Source organism: Allobosea psychrotolerans (assembly GCF_002917105.1).
Classification (GTDB): Bacteria; Pseudomonadota; Alphaproteobacteria; order Rhizobiales; family Beijerinckiaceae; genus Allobosea; species Allobosea psychrotolerans.
Window position 1 is genome coordinate 261,651 of the sequence record NZ_PQFZ01000007.1, and the last position, 24,447, is coordinate 286,097.

Annotated in this window: 22 protein-coding genes; 13 read left to right on the forward strand and 9 right to left on the reverse strand. The window is 67.1% G+C overall.

The annotated features are described in order from the left end of the window. Positions 1-269 precede the first annotated feature (269 nt). The 9 genes from CYD53_RS14685 (at position 270) to CYD53_RS14725 (ending at position 9,627) form a co-directional block, all read left to right on the forward strand. A complete protein-coding gene (locus tag CYD53_RS14685; RefSeq protein ID WP_103718832.1) occupies positions 270-1,067 on the forward strand; it encodes a GntR family transcriptional regulator in 798 nt (265 codons plus the stop codon). Continuing rightward, positions 1,067-2,575 (forward strand): ABC transporter substrate-binding protein, encoded by a 1,509-nt coding sequence (locus tag CYD53_RS14690; protein ID WP_103718833.1) that lies wholly within the window; start codon positions 1,067-1,069, stop codon positions 2,573-2,575. The genes CYD53_RS14685 and CYD53_RS14690 overlap by 1 nt, the downstream gene beginning before the upstream one ends. 6 nt (positions 2,576-2,581) lie before the next feature. Further along, positions 2,582-3,508 carry an ABC transporter permease gene (locus CYD53_RS14695; RefSeq protein ID WP_103718834.1) on the forward strand — a complete coding sequence of 309 codons (927 nt, stop codon included), beginning with the start codon at positions 2,582-2,584 and terminating at the stop codon, positions 3,506-3,508. After that, on the forward strand, positions 3,505-4,356 hold the full coding sequence (gene nikC / locus CYD53_RS14700; protein WP_103718835.1) for a nickel transporter permease: 852 nt from the start codon (positions 3,505-3,507) through the stop codon (positions 4,354-4,356). Before CYD53_RS14695 ends, nikC begins: the two co-directional genes overlap by 4 nt. A 76-nt stretch (positions 4,357-4,432) precedes the next feature. Then, positions 4,433-5,218 (forward strand): SDR family NAD(P)-dependent oxidoreductase, encoded by a 786-nt coding sequence (locus tag CYD53_RS14705; RefSeq protein ID WP_103718836.1) that lies wholly within the window; start codon positions 4,433-4,435, stop codon positions 5,216-5,218. A gap of 11 nt (positions 5,219-5,229) precedes the next feature. Next, positions 5,230-6,126 (forward strand): polysaccharide deacetylase family protein, encoded by an 897-nt coding sequence (locus tag CYD53_RS14710; RefSeq protein ID WP_103718872.1) that lies wholly within the window; start codon positions 5,230-5,232, stop codon positions 6,124-6,126. Then, positions 6,126-7,670: a gamma-glutamyltransferase family protein gene (locus CYD53_RS14715; protein ID WP_245928240.1), complete on the forward strand. Its 1,545-nt coding sequence runs from the start codon at positions 6,126-6,128 to the stop codon at positions 7,668-7,670. Before CYD53_RS14710 ends, CYD53_RS14715 begins: the two co-directional genes overlap by 1 nt. Further along, positions 7,667-8,659 carry an ABC transporter ATP-binding protein gene (locus tag CYD53_RS14720; RefSeq protein WP_425428300.1) on the forward strand — a complete coding sequence of 331 codons (993 nt, stop codon included), beginning with the start codon at positions 7,667-7,669 and terminating at the stop codon, positions 8,657-8,659. The genes CYD53_RS14715 and CYD53_RS14720 overlap by 4 nt, the downstream gene beginning before the upstream one ends. After that, on the forward strand, positions 8,656-9,627 hold the full coding sequence (locus CYD53_RS14725) for an ABC transporter ATP-binding protein (protein ID WP_103718838.1): 972 nt from the start codon (positions 8,656-8,658) through the stop codon (positions 9,625-9,627). The genes CYD53_RS14720 and CYD53_RS14725 overlap by 4 nt, the downstream gene beginning before the upstream one ends. Before the next feature lie 21 nt (positions 9,628-9,648). On the opposite strand, the gene CYD53_RS14730 is transcribed toward CYD53_RS14725, so the two are convergent. Both CYD53_RS14730 and CYD53_RS14735 read right to left on the reverse strand, forming a co-directional pair. After that, on the reverse strand, positions 9,649-10,320 hold the full coding sequence (locus CYD53_RS14730) for a class I SAM-dependent methyltransferase (RefSeq protein ID WP_245928247.1): 672 nt from the start codon (positions 10,318-10,320) through the stop codon (positions 9,649-9,651). 106 nt (positions 10,321-10,426) lie between these two features. After that, entirely contained in the window at positions 10,427-10,891 is a 465-nt protein-coding gene (locus CYD53_RS14735; protein WP_103718840.1) for an Rrf2 family transcriptional regulator, read from the reverse strand. Positions 10,892-11,149: 258 nt separating this feature from the next. Between CYD53_RS14735 and CYD53_RS14740 the strand changes: the two genes are divergently transcribed. The 3 genes from CYD53_RS14740 to ggt all read left to right on the forward strand — a co-directional run bounded on the left by CYD53_RS14740 (position 11,150) and on the right by ggt (position 15,264). Then, complete coding sequence (locus CYD53_RS14740; protein WP_103718841.1) at positions 11,150-11,872, forward strand: GntR family transcriptional regulator; 723 nt, start codon at positions 11,150-11,152, stop codon at positions 11,870-11,872. A 103-nt stretch (positions 11,873-11,975) separates the two neighbouring features. Continuing rightward, positions 11,976-13,562, forward strand: a complete 1,587-nt coding sequence (locus CYD53_RS14745) for an ABC transporter substrate-binding protein (RefSeq protein WP_103718842.1) — start codon at positions 11,976-11,978, stop codon at positions 13,560-13,562. Positions 13,563-13,668: 106 nt separating this feature from the next. Further along, on the forward strand, positions 13,669-15,264 hold the full coding sequence (ggt, locus tag CYD53_RS14750) for a gamma-glutamyltransferase (protein ID WP_103718843.1): 1,596 nt from the start codon (positions 13,669-13,671) through the stop codon (positions 15,262-15,264). 156 nt (positions 15,265-15,420) lie between these two features. Here ggt and CYD53_RS14755 read toward each other — a convergent pair whose 3' ends face one another. After that, positions 15,421-16,731, reverse strand: a complete 1,311-nt coding sequence (locus tag CYD53_RS14755; RefSeq protein ID WP_103718844.1) for an aspartate aminotransferase family protein — start codon at positions 16,729-16,731, stop codon at positions 15,421-15,423. A gap of 98 nt (positions 16,732-16,829) precedes the next feature. Here CYD53_RS14755 and CYD53_RS14760 point away from each other — a divergent pair, with 98 nt between their 5' ends. Next, the gene (locus CYD53_RS14760) at positions 16,830-17,738 is read left to right on the forward strand and encodes a LysR substrate-binding domain-containing protein (RefSeq protein WP_181011874.1); all 909 of its coding nucleotides are present in this window, start codon (positions 16,830-16,832) and stop codon (positions 17,736-17,738) included. Positions 17,739-17,772: 34 nt separating this feature from the next. Here the strand turns inward: CYD53_RS14760 and CYD53_RS14765 are convergent, their stop codons facing one another. The 6 genes from CYD53_RS14765 to CYD53_RS14790 form a co-directional block, all read right to left on the reverse strand. Next, positions 17,773-19,230, reverse strand: a complete 1,458-nt coding sequence (locus CYD53_RS14765) for an aldehyde dehydrogenase family protein (protein WP_103718846.1) — start codon at positions 19,228-19,230, stop codon at positions 17,773-17,775. Further along, complete coding sequence (locus CYD53_RS14770) at positions 19,227-20,504, reverse strand: NAD(P)/FAD-dependent oxidoreductase (protein ID WP_103718847.1); 1,278 nt, start codon at positions 20,502-20,504, stop codon at positions 19,227-19,229. The genes CYD53_RS14765 and CYD53_RS14770 overlap by 4 nt, the downstream gene beginning before the upstream one ends. 69 nt (positions 20,505-20,573) lie before the next feature. Beyond that, positions 20,574-21,764: an alanine racemase gene (locus CYD53_RS14775; protein ID WP_103718848.1), complete on the reverse strand. Its 1,191-nt coding sequence runs from the start codon at positions 21,762-21,764 to the stop codon at positions 20,574-20,576. Between the two features lie 10 nt (positions 21,765-21,774). After that, positions 21,775-22,644 carry a GNAT family N-acetyltransferase gene (locus CYD53_RS14780; RefSeq protein ID WP_245928241.1) on the reverse strand — a complete coding sequence of 290 codons (870 nt, stop codon included), beginning with the start codon at positions 22,642-22,644 and terminating at the stop codon, positions 21,775-21,777. Positions 22,645-22,937: 293 nt separating this feature from the next. Then, positions 22,938-23,867, reverse strand: a complete 930-nt coding sequence (locus tag CYD53_RS14785; RefSeq protein ID WP_103718850.1) for an ornithine cyclodeaminase family protein — start codon at positions 23,865-23,867, stop codon at positions 22,938-22,940. Between the two features lie 163 nt (positions 23,868-24,030). Further along, positions 24,031-24,447: ABC transporter permease (locus tag CYD53_RS14790; protein WP_146055924.1), on the reverse strand; the 417-nt coding region annotated here is incomplete at its 5' end.

The window sequence follows — 24,447 nt, forward strand, 5'->3', positions numbered from 1 at the left end:
CCTACGCAAGTATCGTACGGCGCGACGAGAAAATCATAGTGCGACGTAAGGAAAGGTCAAAGAATCCTTACGTCCAAGGCAAGCATCGCGACGGCGGGACCACGCGGCCTGCGGACCTGGCGCCGCCCCGCCAATTCCGGCGCGCTGCCCGCCATGCTCTCCGCCCGCTTCGAAGGAGGTTTCGAGATGCGATCGGCGCGGCAGCTCGCGGCACATGAAATGTCACAAGTCACTTGTGAAATCTCACAAACCGTTCCAGATTGCCGGCCATGCTCGACACCTCCTCGCCCTTCGCCCCGTCTGCGACCCTGCCCGCCGCCGAGGCGCGGATGGATGTCGCGACCCGGCGTCTGCGCCAGGCGGTGATCGCCTGCGAACTCGCACCGGGCGATTTCATCCACGAGGCTGCCCTGGCCGAGCGCTTCAGCCTCGGCCGGGCCGGCATCCGCGTCGCGCTGACCGCCTTGTCGGGCGAGGGCTTCGTCAGCCGGCACGCCAGGCAGGGCTGGCGCATTGCTCCGGTGGACGGCGCGCTGATCGAGGCGATGCTGGATGGCCGCAGCAGGCTGGAGCCGTCGCTCGCGGCGCAGCGCCTCAATGGACAGGCACGCGAGCTGCTGGTTTCGCTGCTCGGCGTGATGGAATCGGTCTTTGGCCGCAGCGAGCCCGCCGCCCTGGCGACCGCGCGTCTGGCCGAGCGGCAACTGCGTGATCTGCTCGTCAGCAGCGCCGGCGCCTTCGCCCGGCGCTGGCTCGGCGAGATCTGGGACCATGCCGACCGCATCCTGCGCCTGCTCGATCTCGCCGGCCACCCCGTCGCGCCGCCCGATCGGCGCGCGCTGGCGGCGGCGCTGATCGCGGGCGATGCGGAGGCTGCCCGCGTCGCGATCACGCAGGAGAACGAGCGCTTCGCCAGCGCCCTCGCCCATGGCTTCATGGCGGTGTCGGCTCGCCTGGCGCAGCCGGCGGCCCGCTCGGCGCGCCGGCGCAAGGCGCGGCCCGCGACCGCAACCACGGACAGTTCGATCCCCCTCTCGCCGATCCCCCTCTCGAAGGAGCAGCAGTGATGAGCATTCTCTCGCGGACCACTCATGTCGCGGTCGCCCTGGCCGCCGTGCTCGCGCTTGGTGCTGCTCCGGCCCAGGCCTCGAAGGAGCGGCTCGTCGTCGACCTCGTCAACGAGCCGTCTTCGCTCGATCCGCAGGTGCAGTGGAACCCCGACAGCTACTATGTCTACCGCAACATCTTCGACAATCTCGTCACCCGCGACGACAAGGGCGAGATCGTCCCGCAGGTCGCCACCAGCTGGAAATACCTCTCCGACACCGAAATTGAATTCGAGCTGCGGCCCGACATCACCTTCCATGACGGCTCGAAGCTGACGGCCGAGGACGTCGCCTACAGCGTCAAGCGCATCACCGATCCAAAATTCGGCAGCCCGCAGCTCGGCCAGTTCGACAAGATCACCGATGCGACCGCACTCTCGCCGACCAAGGTCAAGCTCACCACCAACGGCGCCTATCCGGCCCTGCTCGCCCAGCTGGTCAAGCTCTCGATCGTGCCCAAGGCGATCGTCGAGGCTGCCGGCAAGGACGCCTTCAACCTGAAACCCATCGGCAGCGGGCCCTATAAGTTCGAGACCTGGCAGCGCGGCGTGCAGGTTTCGCTGGTGCGCAACGACGCCTATTGGGGCGACAAGGGCCCCTTCCCGGCCGTGATCTTCCGCGCCGTACCCGACGGGGCGACACGGCTCGCCAATCTGCAGGCCGGGACGAGCGATCTCGGCGTGACGCTCGATTCGGACCAGGCCGGCCAGCTCAAATCCGCGACCAGGGCCAAGGCCCTGATCGGCCTGACCGAGCGCGTCGCCTATCTGCGCCTCAACACGGTCAAGCCGCCCTTCGACAACGTCAAGCTCAGGCTGGCGGCGGCCTATGCCATCGACAAGGAGGGCCTGGTCGACGGCCTGCTCGGCGGCTTCGACAAGCCGGTCTCGCAATTGCTGACGCCGGCGAGCTTCGGCTGGATCGAGGGGCTGAAGGGGCCAAGCTACGACCTCGCCAAGGCCAAGGCGCTCGTCGCTGAGGCCGGCCCGGCAGCGAAAGCCGAGATCGAGCTCGCGACCGCGCCCGTCTTCGACCAGCGTATCGTCCAGGCGATCCAGCAGCAGCTCAACGATGCCGGTTTCAACGTCAAGATCGCGATGTCCGACATGGCGAGCTATCTCAAGCGCTCGCAGGCCGGGCCGGAGGCGACCTCGACGCTGAGCTTCGGCCGCTGGTCCTGCGCCTGCCAGGATGCCGACGGCGTGCTCTTCCCGCTGATCCACAAGAGCAGCGGCTGGTCGGCCTATCGCAACCCCAAGGCCGACAGCCTGCTCGAAGAGGCCCGCCAGACGCTCGACAAGGACAAGCGGCTTGCCGCCTACAGGCAGGTTCACGAGATCATCGCCGCGGAAGCCCCGCTGGTGCCGCTCTACCAGGCGGCCGTGATCTACGGCGCGACCAAGAACCTGCAGTTCAAGCCGACGCCGAATGAAAGCATGTTCCTCAACCGCATGAGCTGGACGGACTGAGGTTTCGTGCAAGGCTTCCTGCTCAGGCGTGCCGGACAGGCGCTCGCCACCATCATCGGGGTGGTGACGCTGATCTTCTTCGTCCAGCGCCTGACCGGCGACCCGACCTATCTGCTGGTGCCGGAGACCGCGACCAAGGCCGATGTCGATGCGCTGCGCCATGTGATGGGCTTCGACCGGCCGCTGCTGATCCAGTATCTCGACTTCCTCGCCGATCTCGCCCGCTTCGACCTCGGCCAGTCCGTCGTGCAGCGCGTGCCGGTGATGACGATCATCGCCTCGCGCCTGCCCTACACGCTGATGCTGGCGGCGGGCGCGCTCCTCGTCGCCTGCGGCATCGGCGTGCCGGTCGGCATCCTGCTCGCGATCTTCCGCGACAAGCCCGTGGCCAAGCTCGCCGCCGGCTTCGTGCTCGCTGCCCAGAGCATGCCGACCTTCTGGAGCGGCATCCTGATGATCCTGGTCTTCTCGGTGCTGCTCGGCTGGCTGCCGCCCTCATCGACCGGCGACCTCTCGCATCTGGTGATGCCGTCCTTCGCGCTCGGCCTGCTCTCGATGGCGACCTTCGCGCGGATCACGCGCTCGGCCCTGCTCGACGAATTGTCGAAGGACTATGCCCGCACCGCCCGCTCGCGCGGCGTCCGCACCGGGCGCCTGCTCGTGCGCCACATCGCCCGCAACGCCTCGATCCCGCTGATCACGGTCGCGGCGCTTGAAATCTCCAACCTTCTGGCCGGCGCCGTCATCGTCGAGACGGTCTTCGCCTGGCCCGGCATCGGGCAGGTCACCGTGCAGGCGATCCTGGCACGCGATTTCATGATCGTGCAGGGCGTCGTGCTGATGGGCGCCTTCGTCACCGTGGCGCTGAACCTGGTCTCAGACCTGCTCTACAGCCTGGTCGATCCACGCATCGTGCTGGATGGCGGGCGATGAGCGCTGTTGCCGCCTCGCCTGCGCGCCGCAAGCGCCAGCTCTGGCGCTGGTGGCCTTTGGCCATCGTCGCTGCGGTGGCGCTGGCCGCGATCCTGGCGCCCTGGCTCGCACCCTATGATCCCAATGCCCAGAACCTGGCCGGCCGCCTGAAGCCGCCCGGCACGGTCTCGCGCAGCTTCCATTACTGGCTCGGCAGCGACGAGCTCGGCCGCGACCTGCTCAGCCGCATCATCCATGGCGCACGCGTCTCGCTGATCGTCGCCTTTGCCTCGGTCATCCTGTCGGGCACGGTCGGCACCACGCTCGGCATGATCGCCGGCTATCGGCGCGGCTGGATCGAGGTCGCGGTGATGCGCGTCGTCGACGTCTTCCTCTCGATCCCGGCCGTGCTGCTGGCGATCATCACCGTCGCGGTGCTGGGGCCGAGCCTCGTCAATGTCGTGCTGGTGCTCGCCTTGACGCGCTGGCCGCGCTACGCCCGCGTCGCCTATAGCCAGACGCTCTCGATCGCGACCATGCCTTATGTCCGGCTGGCGGCGCTGATGGGCGCCGGCGCGCCGCGCGTCCTCTTCCGCCATCTCCTGCCCAACATCATCGGCGCTGTCTCGGTCGTCGCGACGCTCGAATTCGGGCTGATGGTGCTGTTCGAGGCCGGGCTCTCCTTCCTCGGCCTGGGCGTCCAGCCACCGACGGCGAGCTGGGGCGCGATGCTCTCGACGGGCCGCAACTACGTCGCCACGGCCTGGTGGGTCGCGACCCTGCCGGGGCTTTGCCTGTTCGTACTCGTGCTTGCCGTCAACCTGACCGGCGACGCCGTGCGCGACCGCCTCGATCCGCGTTTCCGCTGAGTGTGATGCCGAAAAATGGGAACCGGCTTTCGGACCACATCATGCGCCGACCATTCGAACTTTGAGGACCATTGCCATGTTCGACGACATCAAGGGAAAGCGCGCGCTCGTCACCGGCGCCTGCGGCGTGATCGGGCGCTGGATTGCGCAGACGCTGCACGAGGCCGGAGCGACGCTCGCTCTGACGGACGCCAAGGCGAGCGAGCTCGACGCCCTGGCGGCATCGCTTGACCTGCGCCCCGACAGCTTCACCAAGCCTGCCGACCTGACCGACGAGGCCTCGATCAAGGCACTCGCGGGCGAGATCGGCCAGCGCTGGGGTGCGGTCGACATTCTCGTCAACAATGCCGGGATCTATCCCAGCGGCTTCCTGCTCGACACCTCGACGGAGGAGTTCGACCGGATCTTCTCGGTCAATCTGCGCGCGCCCTTCATCCTGACCCGCGAGATCGCGACGCAGATGGTGCGCAAGGGCGTCAAGGGCTCGATCATCAACATCTCCTCGGGCGCCTCGCGCAAGATGCGCCGCACGGCCTGCGTCTATTCCACCTCCAAGACGGCCCTCGACCGGTTGACCAAGGGTTTCGGCGTCGAGCTCGCCGAATACGGCATCCGCTCGAATGCGCTCGAACCGGGCTTCGCCGCCGGCAGCAAGGTCAGCGGACTGACCGACGCGCATATCCAGAGCACGATCTCGCAGATCCCGCTCGGCCGGCCCTCCTCGCGCGAGGATGTCGGCAACGCCCTGCTCTATCTCGCCAGCGACCTCTCATCCTACGTCACCGGCGCGACGCTGACGGTCGATGGCGGCAATTCGATCGGCTCGCTCGCCGTGCATCAGGACAAGAAGAGCGCGCTGTGAAGGAGGCGTCGATGACTCCCGCGACCTTCCCCCGCGCCGCCTATGAATGGCCTGCCGGCAAAACCAGCGCCTTCTGCTTCAGCATCGATGTCGATGCCGAGAGCCCCTACCAATGGAACCTGGCTGCCGACGCCCCCGCCACGCTGGGACAGATCGAGCAGCGGCTGTTCGGCCCGCGCATCGGCATCTGGCGCATCCTCGACCTGCTCGACCGCTACGGTATCAAGGCGACGATGTTCGTGCCGGGGCTGGTGGCGAAGAACCATCCCGAACTGCTGCCGGCCTTCGTCGAACGCGGCCATGAGGTCGGCCTGCACGGCTATTTCCATGAGATCGCGACCGAGGCCGGCCCGGACGAATTCGCGCGCGCGCTCGATGAATCGCTTGCCCTGTTCAAGGCTCAGGCCGGTATCGTGCCGAAAGGCTTCCGCTCGCCAGCCTGGGAGATGACGCCTGCCATGCTGGCCGAGGTGAAGCGGCGCGGGCTCTATGATTCCTCGCTGATGGGCTTCGACCATCCCTATACGATCGGCGGCGTGACCCAGGTACCGGTGCTCTGGGCGGTCGATGACGCGATCTATTTCCGCTTCACCGGCAGCCCGACGGACCGCGCCCCGCCCTCCCCGCAAGGCGGCATCCTCGAGGCCTGGCTCGACGAATGGCAGGTGCTGCACCGCGAGGGCCGGATGATGATGCTGACGATCCATGACTGGATCTCCGGCCGCGCCGGCCGGATCCGCATGCTGGAAAAGCTGCTCGATGTCGTCACAGCCTCGGACGGGGTCTGGATCGCGACCGTCGGCGAGCTCGCCGGCCATCATGCCGCCAGCCCCAATGCCGAGCGCTTCAGCGTGCCGCCGCGTTTGCCCGAGCCCAGCGGCCCGCTCCGCTTCAAGGCCCCGCGCTGATGCAGACCTTCACCGTCCAGAGACCAGCCGTCCAGTCACCCCACGGCCTCGTCGCCGCCCAGAACCGCCATGCGGCCGAGGCCGGAGCCGCCGTGCTCTCGCGCGGCGGCAATGCGATGGATGCGGCGATCGTCACCGCGCTGGTGCTGAGCACCGTCGAACCCTGGCTGTCAGGGGTCGGCGGCGGCGGCTTTCTCGTCCATGCCGATGGTCGCACCGGCGCCACCGAGACGCTCGATTTCAATGTCCGCGCCGCCGCCGGGCTCGATCCGGCCGATTATCCGCTGACCGATGGCCAGAGCGGCAACTGGTTCGCCTGGCCGGCCGTCATCGAGGAGCGTAATGTCTCCGGCTATAGCGCGATCTGCGTGCCCGGCGCGATCGCAGGCTTTGCCGCGGCGCTCGCACGCCATGGCACGCTCTCCTGGGAGGAGGCGCTGCAGCCGGCGATCGAACATGCCGAGCGCGGGCTGGAGATCGACTGGTTCGCGGCGCTCTGCATCGCGATCGACGCGGCAGGCCTCTCGCGCGATCCGGCTGCGGCGGCGCTGCTCTTGGATGACGGACACCCGCCCAAGGCCGGGGCCGATACGCGGCGGTTCAAGCCGATGGCGCGCAAGGCCGCCCTTCTGCGGCGGCTGGCCAAGGCCGGCGCGCGCGATTTCTACGAGGGCGAGAGCGCCCGGATGATCGCTGCCGATCTCGAAGCCGGCGGCTCGCCGATCCGCATCAGTGACCTGACCGCCTATGAGGTCGCCTGGGCGCCGGCGCTCGCCGGCCATTATCGCGATTTCGACATCGCGGCCCTTCCCGGCCTCAGCGGCGGGCCGACCTTGCTCGACGCAGCCAGCAAGCTCGAAGGCGGCCCGCTTTCGCGCGAGACCACCCCGGCCCAGACCGCGCTGCTTTATGCCAGCGCCATCCGCGAGGCCTATGCGACGCGCCTGACCACGCTCGGCCATGCTGCGACGCCGCAAGCCGGCTGCACCTCCCATGTCAGCGTGGTCGACCGCGACGGCACCATGGTGTCGCTGACCAACACGCTGCTCTCGCGCTTCGGGGCCAAGGTCGCGTTGCCCCATGCCGGCATCTTCATGAACAACGGCATGATGTGGTTCGATCCCCGTCCCGGCCAGCCCAACAGCATCGCGGCCGGCCAGAAGCCGCTCGCCAATATGTGCCCGCTGGTGCTGAGCCGGAACGGGCGCCCCGTGCTCGCCATCGGGGCAGCGGGTGGGCGCACCATCTTCCCGACGGTGCTGCAACTGATCTCCGGCCTTGCCGATTTCGGCCTCTCGCTCGAAGAAACCTTCCATCGCCCGCGCATCGACGCCTCGACGCCGTGCATCAAGATCGACGCGCGTGCGCAGGCCGATGTCGCCGCGACCGTCGCAACGGCCTTCCCCGTCGAGATCGTCGAGGACACGCTCTATCCGGTGAATTTCTCGATTCCCTCGGCCGTGATGGCGGCCCCCGCTGGGGGGTTCATCGGCATGGCTCACCCGACCAGCCCCTGGGCCGCCGTGGTCGCAGCGACGGCATGATGACGCCCGATGCTCCCGTCCTGGCGATCGACGATCTCGTCATCGAGATCGACGGCAACCGCATCGTCGACCATGTCTCGCTTGCGGTCGGCTCTGGCCGCATCCTCGCCATCGTCGGTGAATCCGGCTGCGGCAAGAGCCTGACGGCCCTGTCGGTGCTCGGGCTGCTGCCGAAGGCGGCTGAGATCAGGCAAGGCGCGATCCGGTTGAACGGGCGCGACCTGACCGGGCTTGATGAAGCCGCGCTTTCGCAGGTGCGGGGCAATGAGGCGACGATCATCTTCCAGGAGCCCGTCGCTTCGCTGAACCCGCTGATGCGCGTCGGCGAGCAGGTCGAGGAGGCGTTGATCCTGCATCGCGGACTTTCGGGGAAAGCCGCGCGCGCGGAAGCCATCGCGATGATGACCCGTGTCGGCATTCCCGATGCGGCGCGGCGGGCGCGGCAATATCCGTTCGAGCTCTCCGGCGGCATGTGCCAGCGCATCATGATCGCCTCGGCCCTGATCTGCCGGCCGGCCCTGCTGATCGCCGACGAGCCGACGACGGCGCTCGACGTCACGATCCAGGCGCAGATCCTCGATCTGATGCGCCGCCTGCGCGAGGAGGTCGGCACCGCGATCGTCCTGATCACCCATGACATGGGCGTCGTCGCCGATCTCGCCGACGATGTCTGCGTAATGTATGGCGGCCGCATCGTTGAAAGCGGACCGGTCGAGCCGATCTTCGCCGCGCCGCGCCACCCCTATACCAAGCTCCTGCTGGCGACGATCCCGACGTTGCAAGGCCAGCGCAAGGCGATCTTGCGCACCATCGAGGGCATGGTGCCCAGCGCCGGCGCCTGGCCCGATGGCTGCCGCTTCCGCTCGCGCTGCCCGCTCGCCGACGGGGCCTGCCTCGAGCCGCCGCCCTTGGCGCTGGTCGAGGCCGGAGCATTTTCGAGCCACGCCGCCGCCTGCTGGCATTCGGCCCGCATCGAGGCCTTGGCATGAGCGCGCCGCTGCTGCAGGTTCGCGACCTCAAGGTCCATTTCAAGCTGCGCCAAGGCGTCGGGGCGCGCGGCGGCGTGGTCAAGGCGGTCGACGGCGTCTCCTTCGATGTCCATGCCGGCCGAACGCTCGCGCTGGTCGGCGAATCCGGCTGCGGCAAGTCGACCACGGCCTATGCCGTGATCGGACTGGAGCAGGCGACGGGCGGCACCATCCTGTTCGACGGACGCGACGTCACCGGGCTCAAGGGCCGCGACCGGGCGGCCTTGGCGCAGGAGATCCAGATCGTCTTCCAGGATCCCAGCGCCGCGCTCGACCCGAAGATGAGCATCTGCGACAGCATCGCCGAGCCGCTCGCCATCGCCGGCTGGTCGCGCAATGACCGGCGCAGACGGGTGATCGAATTGCTCGACCGGGTCGGCCTGCCCGCAGCCTTCAGCGAGCGCCTGCCGAGCGCGCTTTCGGGCGGCCAACGCCAGCGCGTCGTCATCGCCCGCGCCTTGGCGCTGTCGCCGCGCCTCCTGATCCTCGACGAGCCGGTCTCGGCGCTCGACGTCTCGATCCGCTCGCAGGTGCTGAACCTGTTGCTGGAGCTGCAGCGCGAGCTCGATCTCGCCTATCTCTTCATCTCGCATGATCTCTCGGTGGTGCGGCACATCGCCGACGAGGCGATGGTGCTCTATCTCGGCACGGTCGCGGAAAGCGGGCCGATCGATGCGATGTTCGAGGCGCCGCGGCACCCCTATACCCAGGCGCTGCTCTCGGCGATCCCGCTGCCGGACCCGGTCCTGCAGCGCCGCCGCGAAAAAATCATCCTGACCGGCGACCTGCCGAGCCCGCTCTCGCCGCCGCCGGGCTGCCCCTTCATCAGCCGCTGCCCGATCCGCGTCGATATCTGTGCGACGGCGCGCCCTGCCCTGAAGGACGCGCGGTCAGGAACCCAGGCCGCCTGCTTCGTCCGGACAGCATGAGCGCCCAGATATCGCTCATCGTCACGCATGCGCGATCCAGCCGCGCCAGGTGAAGGCGGCGAAGAACAGCGTCACATCCGCGAAACCGGCCTCGCGCAGGATTGCTTCGTCCTGCTCCGGGCTGAGCATGCTCACGCTCGTGTCGACCGCTATTCGGGCCGCATTCGCCTGGTCGGGATCGACGCCCGATGTGATCGCGAAGGCGGCATAGCGCGAGAGCCAGAGCGCCCGTTCGTCTCCTCCCTGCGGAAAACTGCCATGGGCCGCCACGAACGGCGCCCCCGGCTTGAGCCGGCGTCGCATATCGCTCGCCGTCCGCCGCCGCTCGTCGGCAGCGAGGAAATGCAGCGTCAGCAAGCAGGTCGCTGCGTCGAAGGGGCCCGGCGGCGCATCCTCGATATAGCCCTGAACCAGCTCCACGCGCGCGCCGAGCGGGCCAAGCGTATGGGCTGCAAGCCCCAGCATTTCCGCGGATGGATCGACGCCGACGAAGCTCCATTCCGGATGGGCCTCCGCCAGAGCCTTCAGTTCCAGCCCGCCGCCTGCCCCCAGGACGAGAACCCTGGCATCTCGCGGCGCGCGCTCCGCGAGCAGGATCCCCGTCATGCGGTGAAGATCGGCAAGACCGGGCACATAGCGACGGGGACCATCGGCATAGCGAGCAACGCGCTCCGGATCGGAGAAGGCGCTCAGAAAATGCTCGGCGCCATCCTTAGAGCTTTGTTTTAACGCGTTTTCTCCGCGCAGACGCTTCGCGTCTGTCGTGAGGGAACCGGTAGCCACTTCGCTCGAAAACGGTTTAGTGGGCATGATCGATCTCCGTTCGGAAGGAACCCGAGCGCGCGGTCAGACGGGCATGGAAATCGGCGCTCAGCGTGGCGAGTGTGACGCCGCCAAGGCGGGACAAGAGAAGCGCCTCCGCCTCGCGAAAGGCCGTGTCGAGCGCTGCATTCACGGCCTGCTCGACAAGGCAGCCCGGCGCCTCCGTGCGGTTGCCCATCGCCAGGAGCGTGGGGCGGCCAAGCGCATCATAGATATCGCGCAGCGTGATCTCGGCCAGATTCCGCGCCAGCGTCCAGCCGCCGCCATGGCCCTTCTCGGAGCGCACATAGCCCTGTTCGCGCAGGCCGGCCATGACCCTGCGGATCACGACCGGATTGGTATCCATCGCTCTTGCCAGCACCTCGGAGGTCACGGGGCCATCATGTTCCGCCATGTGCAGCAGCACATGGAGCACGCCGGATAGTCGACTGTCGCGTTTCATGTAACTTCAAATAGTGCGTGATATGAGGCAGGTCAACGGCTGCGGCAAACAGGCCCGGCCAAATGGCGGGTGCACGCCACAGCCGATGGCTCGCGCCGAAGGCCGCTCACACAGACAGGCAAAAAGTTCAGGCGCTGTTGCGCAGCATTGCGGCAGGCTGGGCGCTTGCGTTCCGCCCGCTTCGATTGCATCACTGGATACAGTGATGCAATCGAAGCGCCGCCGTCACTGGCGGCGCGCTCGCAGGGAGCCGGCCCGATGAGCTTTGGACGGACATCTTCGACCGCCACGGCGCAGGAGGAGGCCTATCGCGCGATTCTCCAGGCCATCCGCGTCGGGCATTATCAGCCGGGCGAGCGGCTGATCCCGGAGACGATCGCGCAGGAGCTGGCGATGAGCCGCATGCCGGTGCGCGAGGCCTTCCAGCGCCTCGCCAATGAAGGGCTCGTGATGATCCGGCCCAACCGCGGCTGCGTGGTGTCCGGGCTGACGATCGACGAGATCTTCGAGAGCTTCGAGATCCGCTCGGTGCTCGAGGGGCTGGCGGTCCGCCTCGCCATGCCGCGCGTTGATGCCGCGGTTCTGGCCGAGCTCGACGCCTTCATCCAGCGGATGGAACGCAGCGGCGAAGCCGGCGGCGGCGATTGGCTGAGCCACCACCAGGCCTTCCACGAATATATCTGCAGCCTCAGCGGCCGGCCGAAGCTGGTCCGGCAGATCTCGGCACTACACATTGCCGTCGAGCCCTATATGCGCGTCTGGCTCCACCATATCGACCGGCCGCGCACCGCCACCCAGACCCAGCATGTCGTGGTCGAGGCGATGAAGACGGGCGATGCCGCCTTCGCCGAGCAGACGATGCGCGATCATGTGATGCGCACGGCGCCGCGCCTCGCCGAGTTCCTGCGTAGCGGCAATCTCGCGAACGGCACGCCGCGCCGCGCCGGCAAGGCGGCTTCGAGCGCACTGCAATTGCCTTAGCCACATATCGGGAGGGCTCGCCAAGGCGATCCGATTTCAGGCGCGACAAGGGCCCGCAGCGGCCTCCGCGCCGAGCACCAGACATCAATGACAGGGGAATGACATGGACAGACGCCAGTTTCTGAAAGCCTCCGCCGCGGCAACCTTCCTGCCTGCGGCGCCGCATCTCGCGCTTGCGCAGGACGCCAAGACCCTGCGTTTCGTGCCCTATTCCGACGTCGCGATCATCGATCCGATCTGGACGACCGGCTATTCGACGCGCACCCATGCGCTCCTGGTCTGGGACACGCTCTATGGGCTCGACGAGTCCCTGCAGCCGCAACCGCAGATGGTCGAAGGCCATGTCGTCGATGATGACGGCAAGCGCTGGACCCTGACGCTGCGGCCGGGCCTGGTCTTCCATGACGGCGCCAAAGTGCTGGCGCGCGACGCCGTCGCCTCGATCAGGCGCTGGGGCGCGCGCGATGCCTTCGGCCAGGCGCTGATAGCGGTGACCGACGAGCTCTCGGCGCCCGACGACCGCACCATCGTCTTCCGGCTCAAGAAGCCGTTCCCGCTGCTGCCGGCAGCGCTGGCGCGCCCGAGCGCGCTCGTCGCCGCGATCATGCCCGAGCGCCTGGCCGAGACCGACCCGTTCAAGCAGATCCCGGAGGCGATCGGCTCGGGCCCGTTCCGCTATGTCAAGGAGGAGCGCGTCTCGGGCGCTCGCCATGTCTATGCCCGGCATCAGGGCTATGTGCCGCGTCCCAGCGGCACGCCGAGCTTCACCGCCGGGCCGCGCACGCCCTATCTCGATCGCATCGAGTTCAACGTCATGCCGGACGCAGCGACGGCGGTCTCGGCGCTCCAGACCGGAGCCGTGGACTGGATCGAGCAGCCGCTGATCGACCTGCTGCCGCTGCTGCGGAAGGACCCCAACATCGTCGTCGAGGTCAAAGACCCCAGCGGCATGGCCGGCCAACTGCGCCTCAACCATACCCAGGCGCCGTTCAACAACCCAGCCATCCGACGCGTGATCCTCAAGGCCCTCGACCAGCAGGCCTGCATGGATGCGGTCTGCGGCGGCGATCCCCAGGTCAAGCGCAGCAGCATGGGTTTCTTTCCCGGCAATTCGCCGATGGCGTCGGACGCTGTGGCGTCGGCACTGAAAGGGCCGAAGGATTTCGCAAAGCTCAAGCAGGAGCTGACTGACGCGGGCTATAAGGGCGAGCGCATCGTCTTCCTTGCGGCCCAGGACGTGCCGCGCATCTCGCTGGTTTGCGATGTTGCGGCCGACGCCTTGCGCCAGATCGGTGCGAATGTCGACTTCGTCGCGGCCGATTGGGGCACGGTCCTGCAGCGCATCACCAATCGCACCCCGATCGAGCAGGGTGGCTGGAGCTGCTACGTTACCTACTGGTCGGGACTCGATCTCGGCTCGCCGGCGACGAGCTCGCCCTTGCGCGGCAATGGTCCCAAAGCCGGCCCGGGCTGGCCTGAAAGCCCGCAGATCGAAGCGCTGCGCGCCCGCTGGCTCGAGGCGGCCACTCTGGCAGAGCAGAAGGCGATCGCCCGCGAGATCGAACTGCAGGCGATGCAGGATGTGCCCTATGTTCCGGCTGGGCAGTATTTCCAGCCTGTCGCCTATCGCAAGACCTTGACCGGCATGCTCAACGGCGTTCCCGTCTTCACTAATCTGCGCAAGGGCTGACAACGCAGGCCCGGAGGGCAGCAACACTGCCTTCCGGGCGAGCCCGTCATGATGAACCCACCGCCGTCGGCGTCGATGCCTGCGGCCAACCAAGATCAGGCCTGCCATGCGTGACTTCGAGCTTCCCGGACGTTCCCTCGCCATCAGCCGCGAGGCCATGGCCGCCACCTCGCATCCGGCGGCGACGCTCGTCGCCATCGACATCCTGCGTGCCGGCGGCAATGCGGTCGATGCGGCGGTGGGCGCCTGCGCCGTGCAATGCGTCGTCGAGGCGGGTTCGACCGGCATCGGCGGCGACTGCTTCGCCCTGATCTCGAAGGGCGGCAGCACCGATATCCGCGGCTATAACGGCTCGGGCCGCACGCCCGCTGCGGCCACGCTCGACTGGTATCGCTCCGCTGGAATCACCACGATCGAACGGCGCTCGCCCCATGCCGTGACGGTGCCGGGCGCCGTCGACGCCTGGACGCGACTGGTCAAGGATCATGGCCGGATGCCGCTTGCCGAGATCCTGCAGCCGGCGGTCAAGCTCGCTCGCGACGGTTACGCGATCACGCCGCGCGTCGCCTATGATCTCGGCAACCAGCGCGATCTGCTGCGGCAGGATGCCAATGCGGCCGCGACCTTCCTGGTCAAGGGCGAGGCGCCGGCTGCCGGCACGGTCCAGCACCAGCCCCAGCTGGCAGCGACGCTGGAGGCGATCGGCCGCGAAGGGCGGGACGCCTTCTATCGCGGCGAGGTCGCCGCCGAGATGGTCGACTATCTCGGGGCGGCTGGAGGGCTGCACACGCTGGAGGATTTTGCCACGGCCGCCGGCGAATACGTCACGCCTATCAGCACGCAGTTCCGCGGCCGCACTGTTTATGAAATCCCGCCCAACGGCCAGGGCATCGTCGCCCTGATGATCATGAAGATCCTGGAGCGTTTCACGCCGAAGCCCGATCCGCTCGCTGTCGAGAACCTGCATATCGAGGTCGAGGCGACGCGCCTGGCCTATGCCGCGCGCGACCAGTTCGTCGCCGACATGACGGTCGGCCATGTGCCGGTCGATTATCTGCTCTCGGATGCGCTTGCCGATGAACTTGCCGGCCGGATCGACCCGGCGCGCGCCACTGCGCCGCTGCCGGCCCTCACAGGCGGCGCCGAGCATCGCGACACGGTCTACATCTCCGTCGTCGACAAGGACCGCAATGCGGTCAGCTTCATCAACTCGATCTTCCATCCCTATGGCAGCGGCTTGCTGACGCCGAAAGCGGGCGTGCTGCTCCATAATCGCGGCCAGAGCTTCGTGCTCGAACAGGGCCACCCGAACGCCGTCGGCCCGCGCAAGCGCCCGATGCACACCATCATCCCCGCCATGGTCGCGCAGGACGGCCGGGTCTGCCTGTCCTTCGGCGTGATGGGCGGGCATTACCAGGCGATGGGCCATGCCCATTTCCTGTCGAAGCTGTTCGACCACGGCCTCGACCTGCAAAGCGCGATCGACCTGCCGCGGCTGTTCCCGCTGCCCGGCACCGCGACCGTCGAGCTCGAAAGTCGCCTGCTGGCCTCCTGCGGGCCGGCGCTCGAAAGCCGGGGCTTCAAGGTTCAGCCGGCCAAGACGCCGATCGGCGGGGCCCAGGCGATCTGGATCGATTGGGAGAACGGCACGCTGCTCGGCGGCTCCGACCCGCGCAAGGACGGCTGCGCGCTCGGTATCTGATCAGGGGCCGGAGGCGTCCAATCGACCTGCAGTGCCCGGATGGCTCATCACAAAGTGAGTTCCGGGCACATGCGAGGCCGTTATCGTCAGGATGGCTTTCGGCCATTGCAAGGGCGCATCCAGATCAGTTCAGGCTGAAGTCGCTCCTCGCCGGGGTCAGCCCGTGGCGATCGCGCTGTCGATCGCCTCCGACATGATCGCCAGGCCGCGGTCGATCTCGGCGTCCGAGACCGTCAGGGGCGGCGCGATCCGGAAGACGCCGCCCATGCCGGGAAGCTTGACGATGTTCATGCTGAGCCCCCGGCGCATGGCCTCTTCCATGACCTTGGCCCCGAGCTCGAAGCCCGGCGCCTTGCTCTGCCGATCGGTGACGATCTCAAGGCCGAGAAGGAGGCCTCGCCCGCGCACATCCCCGACGCATTCGAACTTCTGCTGAAGTGACAAAAGCCCATTGCGGAGCCGCGCGCCGCGCGCGATGGCCTGTTCGACCAAGCCGTCGCGCTCGACCACGTCGAGCACCGTCACGCCTACCGCTGCCGGGAGCGGATCGGAGACATGGGTCGTGTAGAACAGGAAACCGCGCTCATGCGCCTTCTCCTCGATCGCCTGCGAGGTCATCACGGCCGCGAGCGGCAGGCCGGCGCCGAGCGTCTTCGACAACGTCAGAATGTCGGGCGTGACGCCGTCGCGCTGGAACGCGAACATGTTGCCCGTCCGCGCGATCCCGGTCTGGGCCTCGTCGAGGATCAGCAACATGCCCCGTTCCTCGCATTTGCGCTTGAGCGCGGCGAGATAGCCAAGCGGGAGTTCGAGGATGCCGCCGCTCGACAAGATTGGTTCGGCGATGAACGCGGCAAGGTTGCCGGTCGACTGCCTGTCGATCAGCGAGAAGGCGTCGTCGAGTTCGGCCTGCCAATCATTGGAGCCGTCGGGATGGATGAAGCGCGGGCGGTAGGAATTGGGCGCAGGGATGACGAAGGAGCCGGGCGCGACCGGTCCGTAGCCCCTCCTGCCGGCGCTGTAGGTTGCTGCCGCCGCTGCTCCCGTCATGCCGTGCCAGCTCTGTGCGAAGGCGACGACCTCATGTCCGCCGGTCACCAGCTTCGCCATGCGGATGGCCGCTTCGTTCGATTCCGCCCCGGTGGTGAGGAGCTGCACCCGGTCGAGGCCGGGAGCGAGCGCGGCAAGACGCGAGGCCAGATCGACAACCGGGCGCGACAGCATCCCGCTGAAGAGATGCGCCACGGATCGCATCTGCCGGTCCACCGTCGCGACGATGTCGGGATGGGTATGGCCGAGGACGGCGCTCATCTGGCCCGAGGTGAAGTCCAGGATGGCGCGATCGTCGGCATCATAGACAAAACTGCCCTCGGCCCGCTCGACGATGATCGCTTCGAAATCGGGCCCATAGCGGGTCAGATGCGTGTTTGCGGCGGCCCAGAAGGCGGGATCGGCGTTGAGCGACATGGATCACCTCGGAAGCGGGAGTGTCCGAAGGCTAGTTGCGGCTGTTGCACTGCGCAAATTGATACTCTTTCAAGCCGATATCGATTAAATTGATGGTCATGCGCACGCTCGACCTCGCCTTGCTCCGGAACTTCGCCGTGATCGCGCGCACGGGCTCGATCAGCGTCGCCTCCCTGCAGATCGGGCGGACGCAATCGGCGTTGAGCATGCAGATGCAGCGCCTGGAAGCGTTGACCGGCCAGGCTCTCCTGCACCGAAGCGGTTCGGGCGTGCGCCTGACCACGGCGGGAGACAAGCTGCTCGCCCATGCCGAATCGCTTTTGGCCAGGCATGACGAGATCCTCGCCGACATGCGCGGAACCGGCCTCAAGGGGTCTGTCAGCCTCGGCTGTCCCGAGGATTACTCGATCGCGTTTCTGCCGGATCTGCTGCGGGAGTTCTGTGCCCTGCATCCCGATGTCGAGCTGCGCATGGTCTGCGCGCCGACCTCTGAGCTGCGCCCGCTGCTGCATCGGCGGCAGATCGAGATGGCGCTGGTCTCCCTCCCCGACCCGGCCGGCGCAGAGGTCATCAGGAGCGAAAACTTCGCCTGGGTCGCAAACGCAGCCGAGCCGGAGGTGCTTGACCAGGCCGTCCTCCCACTGGCGCTGTCTGCGCCGATGACGCTGGACTATCGCGCGGCCTGCGACGCGATGGAGGCGGCTGGCCGGCGCTACAGGGTGGCCTTTGCCAGCAACAGCCTGGCTGGTCTCATCGCCATTGCCCGATCAGGTCATGCCATCAGCGTCCTGACTCGCACCGCGGTTCCGCCGGATCTGCACATCGTCTCGGCAGGATTGCCGGTGCTTCCCGCGATCGGGATTGCGCTGGAGTTCGCGGAGCTCAGGCCATCATCGGCCGCGAGAGCTTTGGGCGACCACATCGCGGCCGTGTTGCCGAGCCTTGCAGGCGAGGCGCGCCCGATATCCCGCTCGGGATCTGCGTCTCCTGCTTCGCGCGGGCTGTGAGGCTCGACCTCAAAGGTGACGAGCGGGCGCTGGGTCACTCGTAATAGCCCAGCACGGCCTTCGTCTCGAGATATTCCTCGATGCCCTCGATGCCGTATTCACGGCCATTGCCCGATTGCTTGTAGCCGCCGAACGGCGCATTCGGATCCCAGGCCGGGTGATTGATATGCACCTGCCCTGATTGGATCCGCGCCGCGACGGCGCGTGCCTGGTCAAGATTGGCGGACTGGACGTGGGCGCCCAGGCCGTAGACCGTGTCGTTGGCGATCGCGACCGCCTCATCGACAGTGTCGTAGGGGATGATCGACAGCACCGGCCCGAAGATCTCCTCCTGTGAAATTCGCATCTCCGGCCGGACATCGGAAAAGATCGTGGGGCGGGCGAAAAAGCCGGTCTCGAGGCCATCGGGGCGCCCGCTTCCGCCGACGATCAGCTTGGCGCCGTCCTCCAGGCCAGCGCGGATCATCATCTGGACGCGTTCGAACTGAGGGCGGTTGGCAATGGGGCCATGCGTCGTATCCTCGCCAAGCGGATCGCCGACCACGATGTCCGCAACCGCCGCGACAGCCAGGCCCTCGACTTCAGCCAGCCGCGATCTCGGCACCAGCATCCTGGTCGGAGCGCTGCAGGATTGACCCAGATTGCGGAATGCTGCTCCGACGCCCAGCGCAACGGCGCGGCCGAAATCCGCGTCGGGCAGAAGCAGGTTCGGCGACTTGCCGCCGAGTTCCTGTGCCACGCGCTTGACCGTCGGGGCCGCGGCTTGCGCGACGAGCACGCCGGCCCTTGTCGAACCGGTGATCGAGATCATGTCGACCCCGGGATGGCGCGCAAGCCCGGCTCCGATCACAGGCCCGCTGCCGTTGACGAGATTGAACACGCCGGGCGGACACCCCGCATCCTGCGTCACCTGCGCGAAGAGCAGCGCACTCAGGGGCGACATCTCGCTTGGCTTGAGCACGACGGTGCAGCCGGCCGCGAGCGCAGGGCCAACCTTGGCGGTGATCTGGTAGAGCGGCCAGTTCCAGGGCGTGATCAGCCCGCACACGCCGATCGGCTCGCGCAGGATCGCGGTGGTTCCGCGCCGCGTGATGAACGGGAAATCGAGGAGATTATCCCTCGCGGCGCGGATATGCTCGGCAGCCAGTTTCACCTGCACCTGGCGGGCATAGTTGATCGGCGCGCCCATCTCGGCCGTCAGCGCCTGCGCGAACAGTTCCAGCCGCGCGAGCATGAGGCCGTGGATGCGCTCGAGCAGCCTTGCACGCTCGGACGGCGCCACGGCTGCCCAGCCCGGAGCAGCAGCCCTTGCAGCCTTTACCGCCCGATCGAGGTCACTCTCGTCGCCGAGCGCCACCTCGGCGACCGCCTGCTCGGTCGCAGGATTGATGACGGCGGCCCTCTCCGTTCCGGAAGCCTGCCGCCATTCGCCGCCGATGAAGAAGCGCTCGAGAAAGCCGGCCTCGGCCAGATGGCGAACAGGTGCGGTCATTGGAAGCGGTCCTTGATCCGATAGTAGGCGCCGACCAGAGGCAGGAACCAGGGCGAGCCGAAATGGCCGGGGATCGCCGGCCAATCGAAATCCTTCCACGGATTGAGCTCGACGCGACCGTCCATCACCTCCGCCATGATGGTGCCCATCAGCGTCGACATCTGCGTGCCGTGGCCGCTATAGCCCATCGAATAGTAGATGCCGTTGCGTTCCCCGGCTCGCGGCAGGCGATCCCTGGTCATGTCGACCATCCCGCCCCAGCAATAGTCGATGCGCGCGGAACGAAGCTCGGGGAAGACGTCGTGGAGCGATGCTTGCAGGATGGCGCCGCTCTTCTGGTCGGAAGCCGGATTTGAGACCGCGAAGCGGGCTCGTCCGCCCAGGAGGAGGCGGTTGTCGGGAGTCGTGCGGAAATAAGTGACCAGATTCTTCGTATCGACCGCATTTCGGCGGCGTGGCAGCAGCCTGTCGAGCGTCGCGATCGGCAGCGGTTCCGTCACGATCAGGAAGGCGCCGACGGGAACGATCCTGCGGCGTATCCAGCCGAGCGGGCCGGTATGCGAGGTGCCGCTTGCGAGCAGCACCTGCCTGGCGTTGAGCCGGCCCTTCGGCGTGTCGATGACGTGGCCGCCGCCTGATGCCGGCTTCAGGCCGGTCATCGGCGTGCGTTCGTGAATCTCGACGCCTTGCCGGGCGGCGGCTTCGGCCAGGCCGCGGACGAAACGCCCGACATGCATGGTCGCGCTCTTGCCGTAGACGAGGCCGCCATAATAGCGCTGCGAGCCGACCTCGCTCGATAGATCGGCCTTGCTGACCATCCATGTCTCGGCGTCGACATTGGCTGCCAGCAAGGCCTGGCCGCGCGCAAGCTTGTCGTAATGCTCGGGCTTCGCCGCGAGCTTGATCTTGCCGACCCGCGCGAAGCTGCAGTCGATCTGTTCCTCGCGAACGAGGCGTTCCACCATATCCACGCCGGCATCGAACGCGCGATAGAGCGTGTTGGCGGCATCCTTGCCGATGCGCGCCGACATCACTCCGTAATCCTGGGCGAAGCCGTTGTTGCACATGCCGCCATTGCGCCCCGATGCGGCATGCCCGATGGTCTCGGCCTCGAGCAGGACGACGCGCGCACCCTTCCTGGCAAGGGCCAGGGCCGCCGACGATCCCGTCAGGCCACCGCCGATGACAGCGACATCGCAATGACCTGCCACGGGCCCGCTCGCGGCGCTCCTGAACGGCTCCGACGTGTCCAACCAGTAAGATGTGAGTTTCATGCCGACCTCGAAAAACCTGTCGATGCGACCGCTGCCGCCCGAACGCGGCAGCCCGGACCGAAGGGAGAACTACCAGCCGCGTATGCGTGGCCAGCGCGCTTCGATGTCATGGCGCCCCGACGAGATGACATTGTAGACGTCGTGTTGCGAGGCCGTGGCGCAGGCATGGTTCGGCAGGATCCACACCTTCGAGCCGACCGGCAGGTCAGGCGGCGTCGCAGCCGAGCCCGGCCTGACGAGGATCACGCCATGCTCCTGGCTGGCCTGCCCCACGATCAGGTCCGGATAAGGCTTGCCTGACAGGTCGCAGACCAGGCCATAGCCCTGGTCGACGCGCTGGGCGGCGGTCCCCCGATCGCGCGACAGCGCCATCCACCCGGCATCGACCAGGATCCAGCCCTTTTCCGGCTTGGTGCCGACGACCGTCGCCAGGACGGCGATCGCGAGGTCATCCGTCGCGCAGACGCCGACACCATGCATCACCAGATCGAAGAACATGTACACGCCGGCCCGCATTTCCGTGACGCCGGCGAGATTCTCCGCGAAATGGGCGGTCGGCGTCGAACCGACGCTGACGATGGGGCATTCATGGCCCGCCGCCCGCAGGGTCTCAGCTGCAAGGACGGCGACGGCCCGCTCGTTTTCCGCCGCCGCCGCCAGCGCAGCGGGCGTGCTGAGGGCGTAGGACTCGCCCGCATGGGTCAAGATGCCGGCGAGCGCCACGCCCGCTTCCGCCATCTCCCGCGCGACATTGAGCAGTTCGGGATCATCTGCCCTGAGGCCGCCACGGTGGCCATCGCAATCGATCTCGATGAAGGCCGAAGGCCGCACGGCGGCGGCGCGGCCGGCGGCGCCGAGCGCCCTCGCCTGCGCGGCGGAGTCGAGAAGCAATTTCAGGTCGATTCCTGTCTTGCAGAGCGCCATCGCCCGCTGGGCTGAATCGGGCGACAGGCCGACGGCATAGGTCATGTCCGTGAACCCATGGCCCGCGAAGTACTCCGCCTCGGCAAGCGTCGAGACGGTGATCGGCCCCGTCCCCGACGGAAATGCACGACGCGCGACATCGATGGACTTGGCGGTCTTCATATGGGGACGAAGCACCACGCCCCGCGCCGCCGTCCGGTCCCGGAGCCGCTTCAGGTTCCGATCCAGCTTGTCCCGGTCGAGGAGCAGGGCCGGCGTTGCCAATCCCTGGATCGTCGCGGATTGCCGATCGGCCGTGGCGACAGCGCCATCGGCGAACTGAGTTGAGGAGACCATCTGGATTTTCCTAGCCGAATGATTGGTTCGCCAGCGCAAAGCGCTGGGCCGGGCCGCGCAGAGGCGCCGGATCGCCGCGAACCATGGTGAGCGCATCGCCGACCTGCTCGAGGCCAAGCGTGACGAACCAGTCGCCGAGGCCAGAGGTCGATGACGTGTCGATCCGGACGAAACGGCCTGAGAGCGGGACGAGGGCAGCCAGGATCAGGTCGCGAGCATCGCCGACATTCTCGGCGATGACCGGGCCGATGACATGGCCGCGCCCGAACAACCGGGACATGCAGTAGCCCCTGACGGCTCCGTCCCGCTCGAGGACATGGATATCGGCAAGACCCATCAGGCCTTCCAGCATCCTGGTTCTGGTCCAGCCGGTCGCCACGAAGTCGAGATCGGCGATAGCCTTGCTGTCTGCGGGCATGGCGCCCCTGACCAAAGGCGACAGCGACGCATCTGCCAGTCCGGCGAAAACGCCTTGATGCTGCTGGATGACGCCCACTGGCGCGAAGCCGCGGCGCTCATACAACAGGCGCCCCTCCTCGGTCGAATTCAGCTGGATCACCCGCGAACCGGCCGCCGCCAGGATGGCGTCCATCAGCCGCGCCCCATAGCCGCGGCCCTGCGCGGAGCGCGAGACGATGATCATCCCTGCCATCGCGTCGCTCTCGCCATACGGCCACCAGACGGCCGTTCCGAGCACCGCGCCATCGCGGATGAGGGCGAAGCCGTGGCCGAACTCGAGCGCCACGGCCCAATCGGCAAGCCGATAGGGCCAGGACATTTCCCGCGAGAGAGCCAAGGCGCCCTCGAGATGATCTTGCGACAGCGGCAGCAAAACGACCTCGCCATCGTTCTGCTCTGCGCGTTCTAAGGCATTCGCCACGGCAAGCCTTCGTAATGATGTTGTTTGTGCGCTTGCGACGGGCATCGAACCGCGTTGCAAGGCTCTTTACGGGCGCAATGATAGTCGCGGTCATTAATTTTACAATTAATGCCAGTTTAAGCCACAATTCACCTAGCGATTAATGGCATGTCGTTCCGCACGCTCGCGCGTCGATGCGACAGGCACGGATGCGCGCAGCAACGGGCAGGCAATGGCGGGGTTCCCGGGACATATCCCGATCGAGGCCATGAGCCCTGTCATAGCCCGGGATGCCAGGGCCGCTCGGACGCGCTTCACAACAGGCGATCGACGATCATTTGACCGATGTAGAGATCCTGGATCGAGATGCCCGAACTGTCGAAGACCGTGATCTCGTCGGCGGCCGTCCGCCCGGGAATGCGGCCTTCCAGAGCCGCCCCCAACTGGCCCAGAATGAGCTCCCCGGCCTCGACCTGCGTGCGCACGTGCTGGAACTCGCCGATCGTGATGGATTGCGAGGGCAGATCGCAGAACAGCCTCGCCCTCGCGAACAGGCCGACCGGCAGCTCCTGCTTGCCCGGAGCGTCCGATCCCATGCTCGCGACATGGGTCCCCGGGCGGACCCATTCCGGCTCGAAAAGAGGCGCACGCGCGGGCGTCGCCGTCACGATGATGTCAGCGGCGCGGCAGGCCTCCTCTGGCGTCGCCAGAGCCACCTCCAGACCGTCTTCGCGACACTGCCGCACCATCGCTTCGGCCTGCGACGGATTGCGCGCAACGATGAAGACCCGCTTGATGGGGCGGATCCGCTTCAGGGCCGAGACCTCGTGGCGCGCCTGATTGCCGGCACCGAAGATCGCCAGGGTCTCCGCATCGGGCCTGGCGAGAAGGTCCGCTGCGACCGCGTCCGCCGCTGCCGTCCGATAGGCATTGACCCTGCCGGCTTCCACCACGGCCCTGAGGCGCCCGACCTCCTGGTCGAGCAGGATGATCGCCGAGTTGTGGCGAGGCAGGCCTCTTTCGGGATTCCGATTCCAGAACGAGCCGACTTTCAGCCCGGTGATGTCGGCGGTGGAGCCCGACTTGATGGAAAAGGTATTGCCCGGATCGGACGCACGACCAAGCACGGCCGGGAAAACCCGGCTATCATCAGAGGCAGCAGCGATCAAAGCGGCCCGAACCGCCGAAAAAGCCAACTCATGCGTGATGAGGGCGGCCGATTCTTCTTCGCTGACGAATATCATGACGCGTTCGCATTCTTTTGACTGTGGCTGATATCGATACACCCGCTTGCCGCGTGCCGTGGAAGGCGAACCTCCTCACGCAGGCCCCGCGCTGGCCCGCGACAAGGAATGCGCTTTCCGGTAGCGACCCCGCGCAGCCATTATCGCATCATGGCAGGTCGCGTCATGGCAGGTCGAGGCGTGGATCGAGCGCATCGCGCAAGCCGTCGCCGACGAAGTTGAAGCTGGTCACGGCGAGCGTGATCGCGGCTCCCGGCAGGATGGCGAGCCAGGGCGCGCTGGTGAGGTAGCTTTGGGCGCCCTCCAGCATGTTGCCCCAGCTCGGCGTCGGCGGCTGGATGCCGTAGCCGAGGAAGGAGATGTAGCTCTCGGCCAGGATCGCATGGGCGACGTTCAGCGTCGCGGCCACGACGATCGGCGCAACCGCATTCGGCAGCAATTCGCGAAACATGATGCGCATATTGCTGGCCCCCATCGAGACCGCCGCCACGGCGAAATCGCGCGTGCGCAGCGAGCGCATCTGCGCCTCGACGACGCGCGCCACCTCCATCCAGGAGGTCATCGCGATCAGCATCACGAT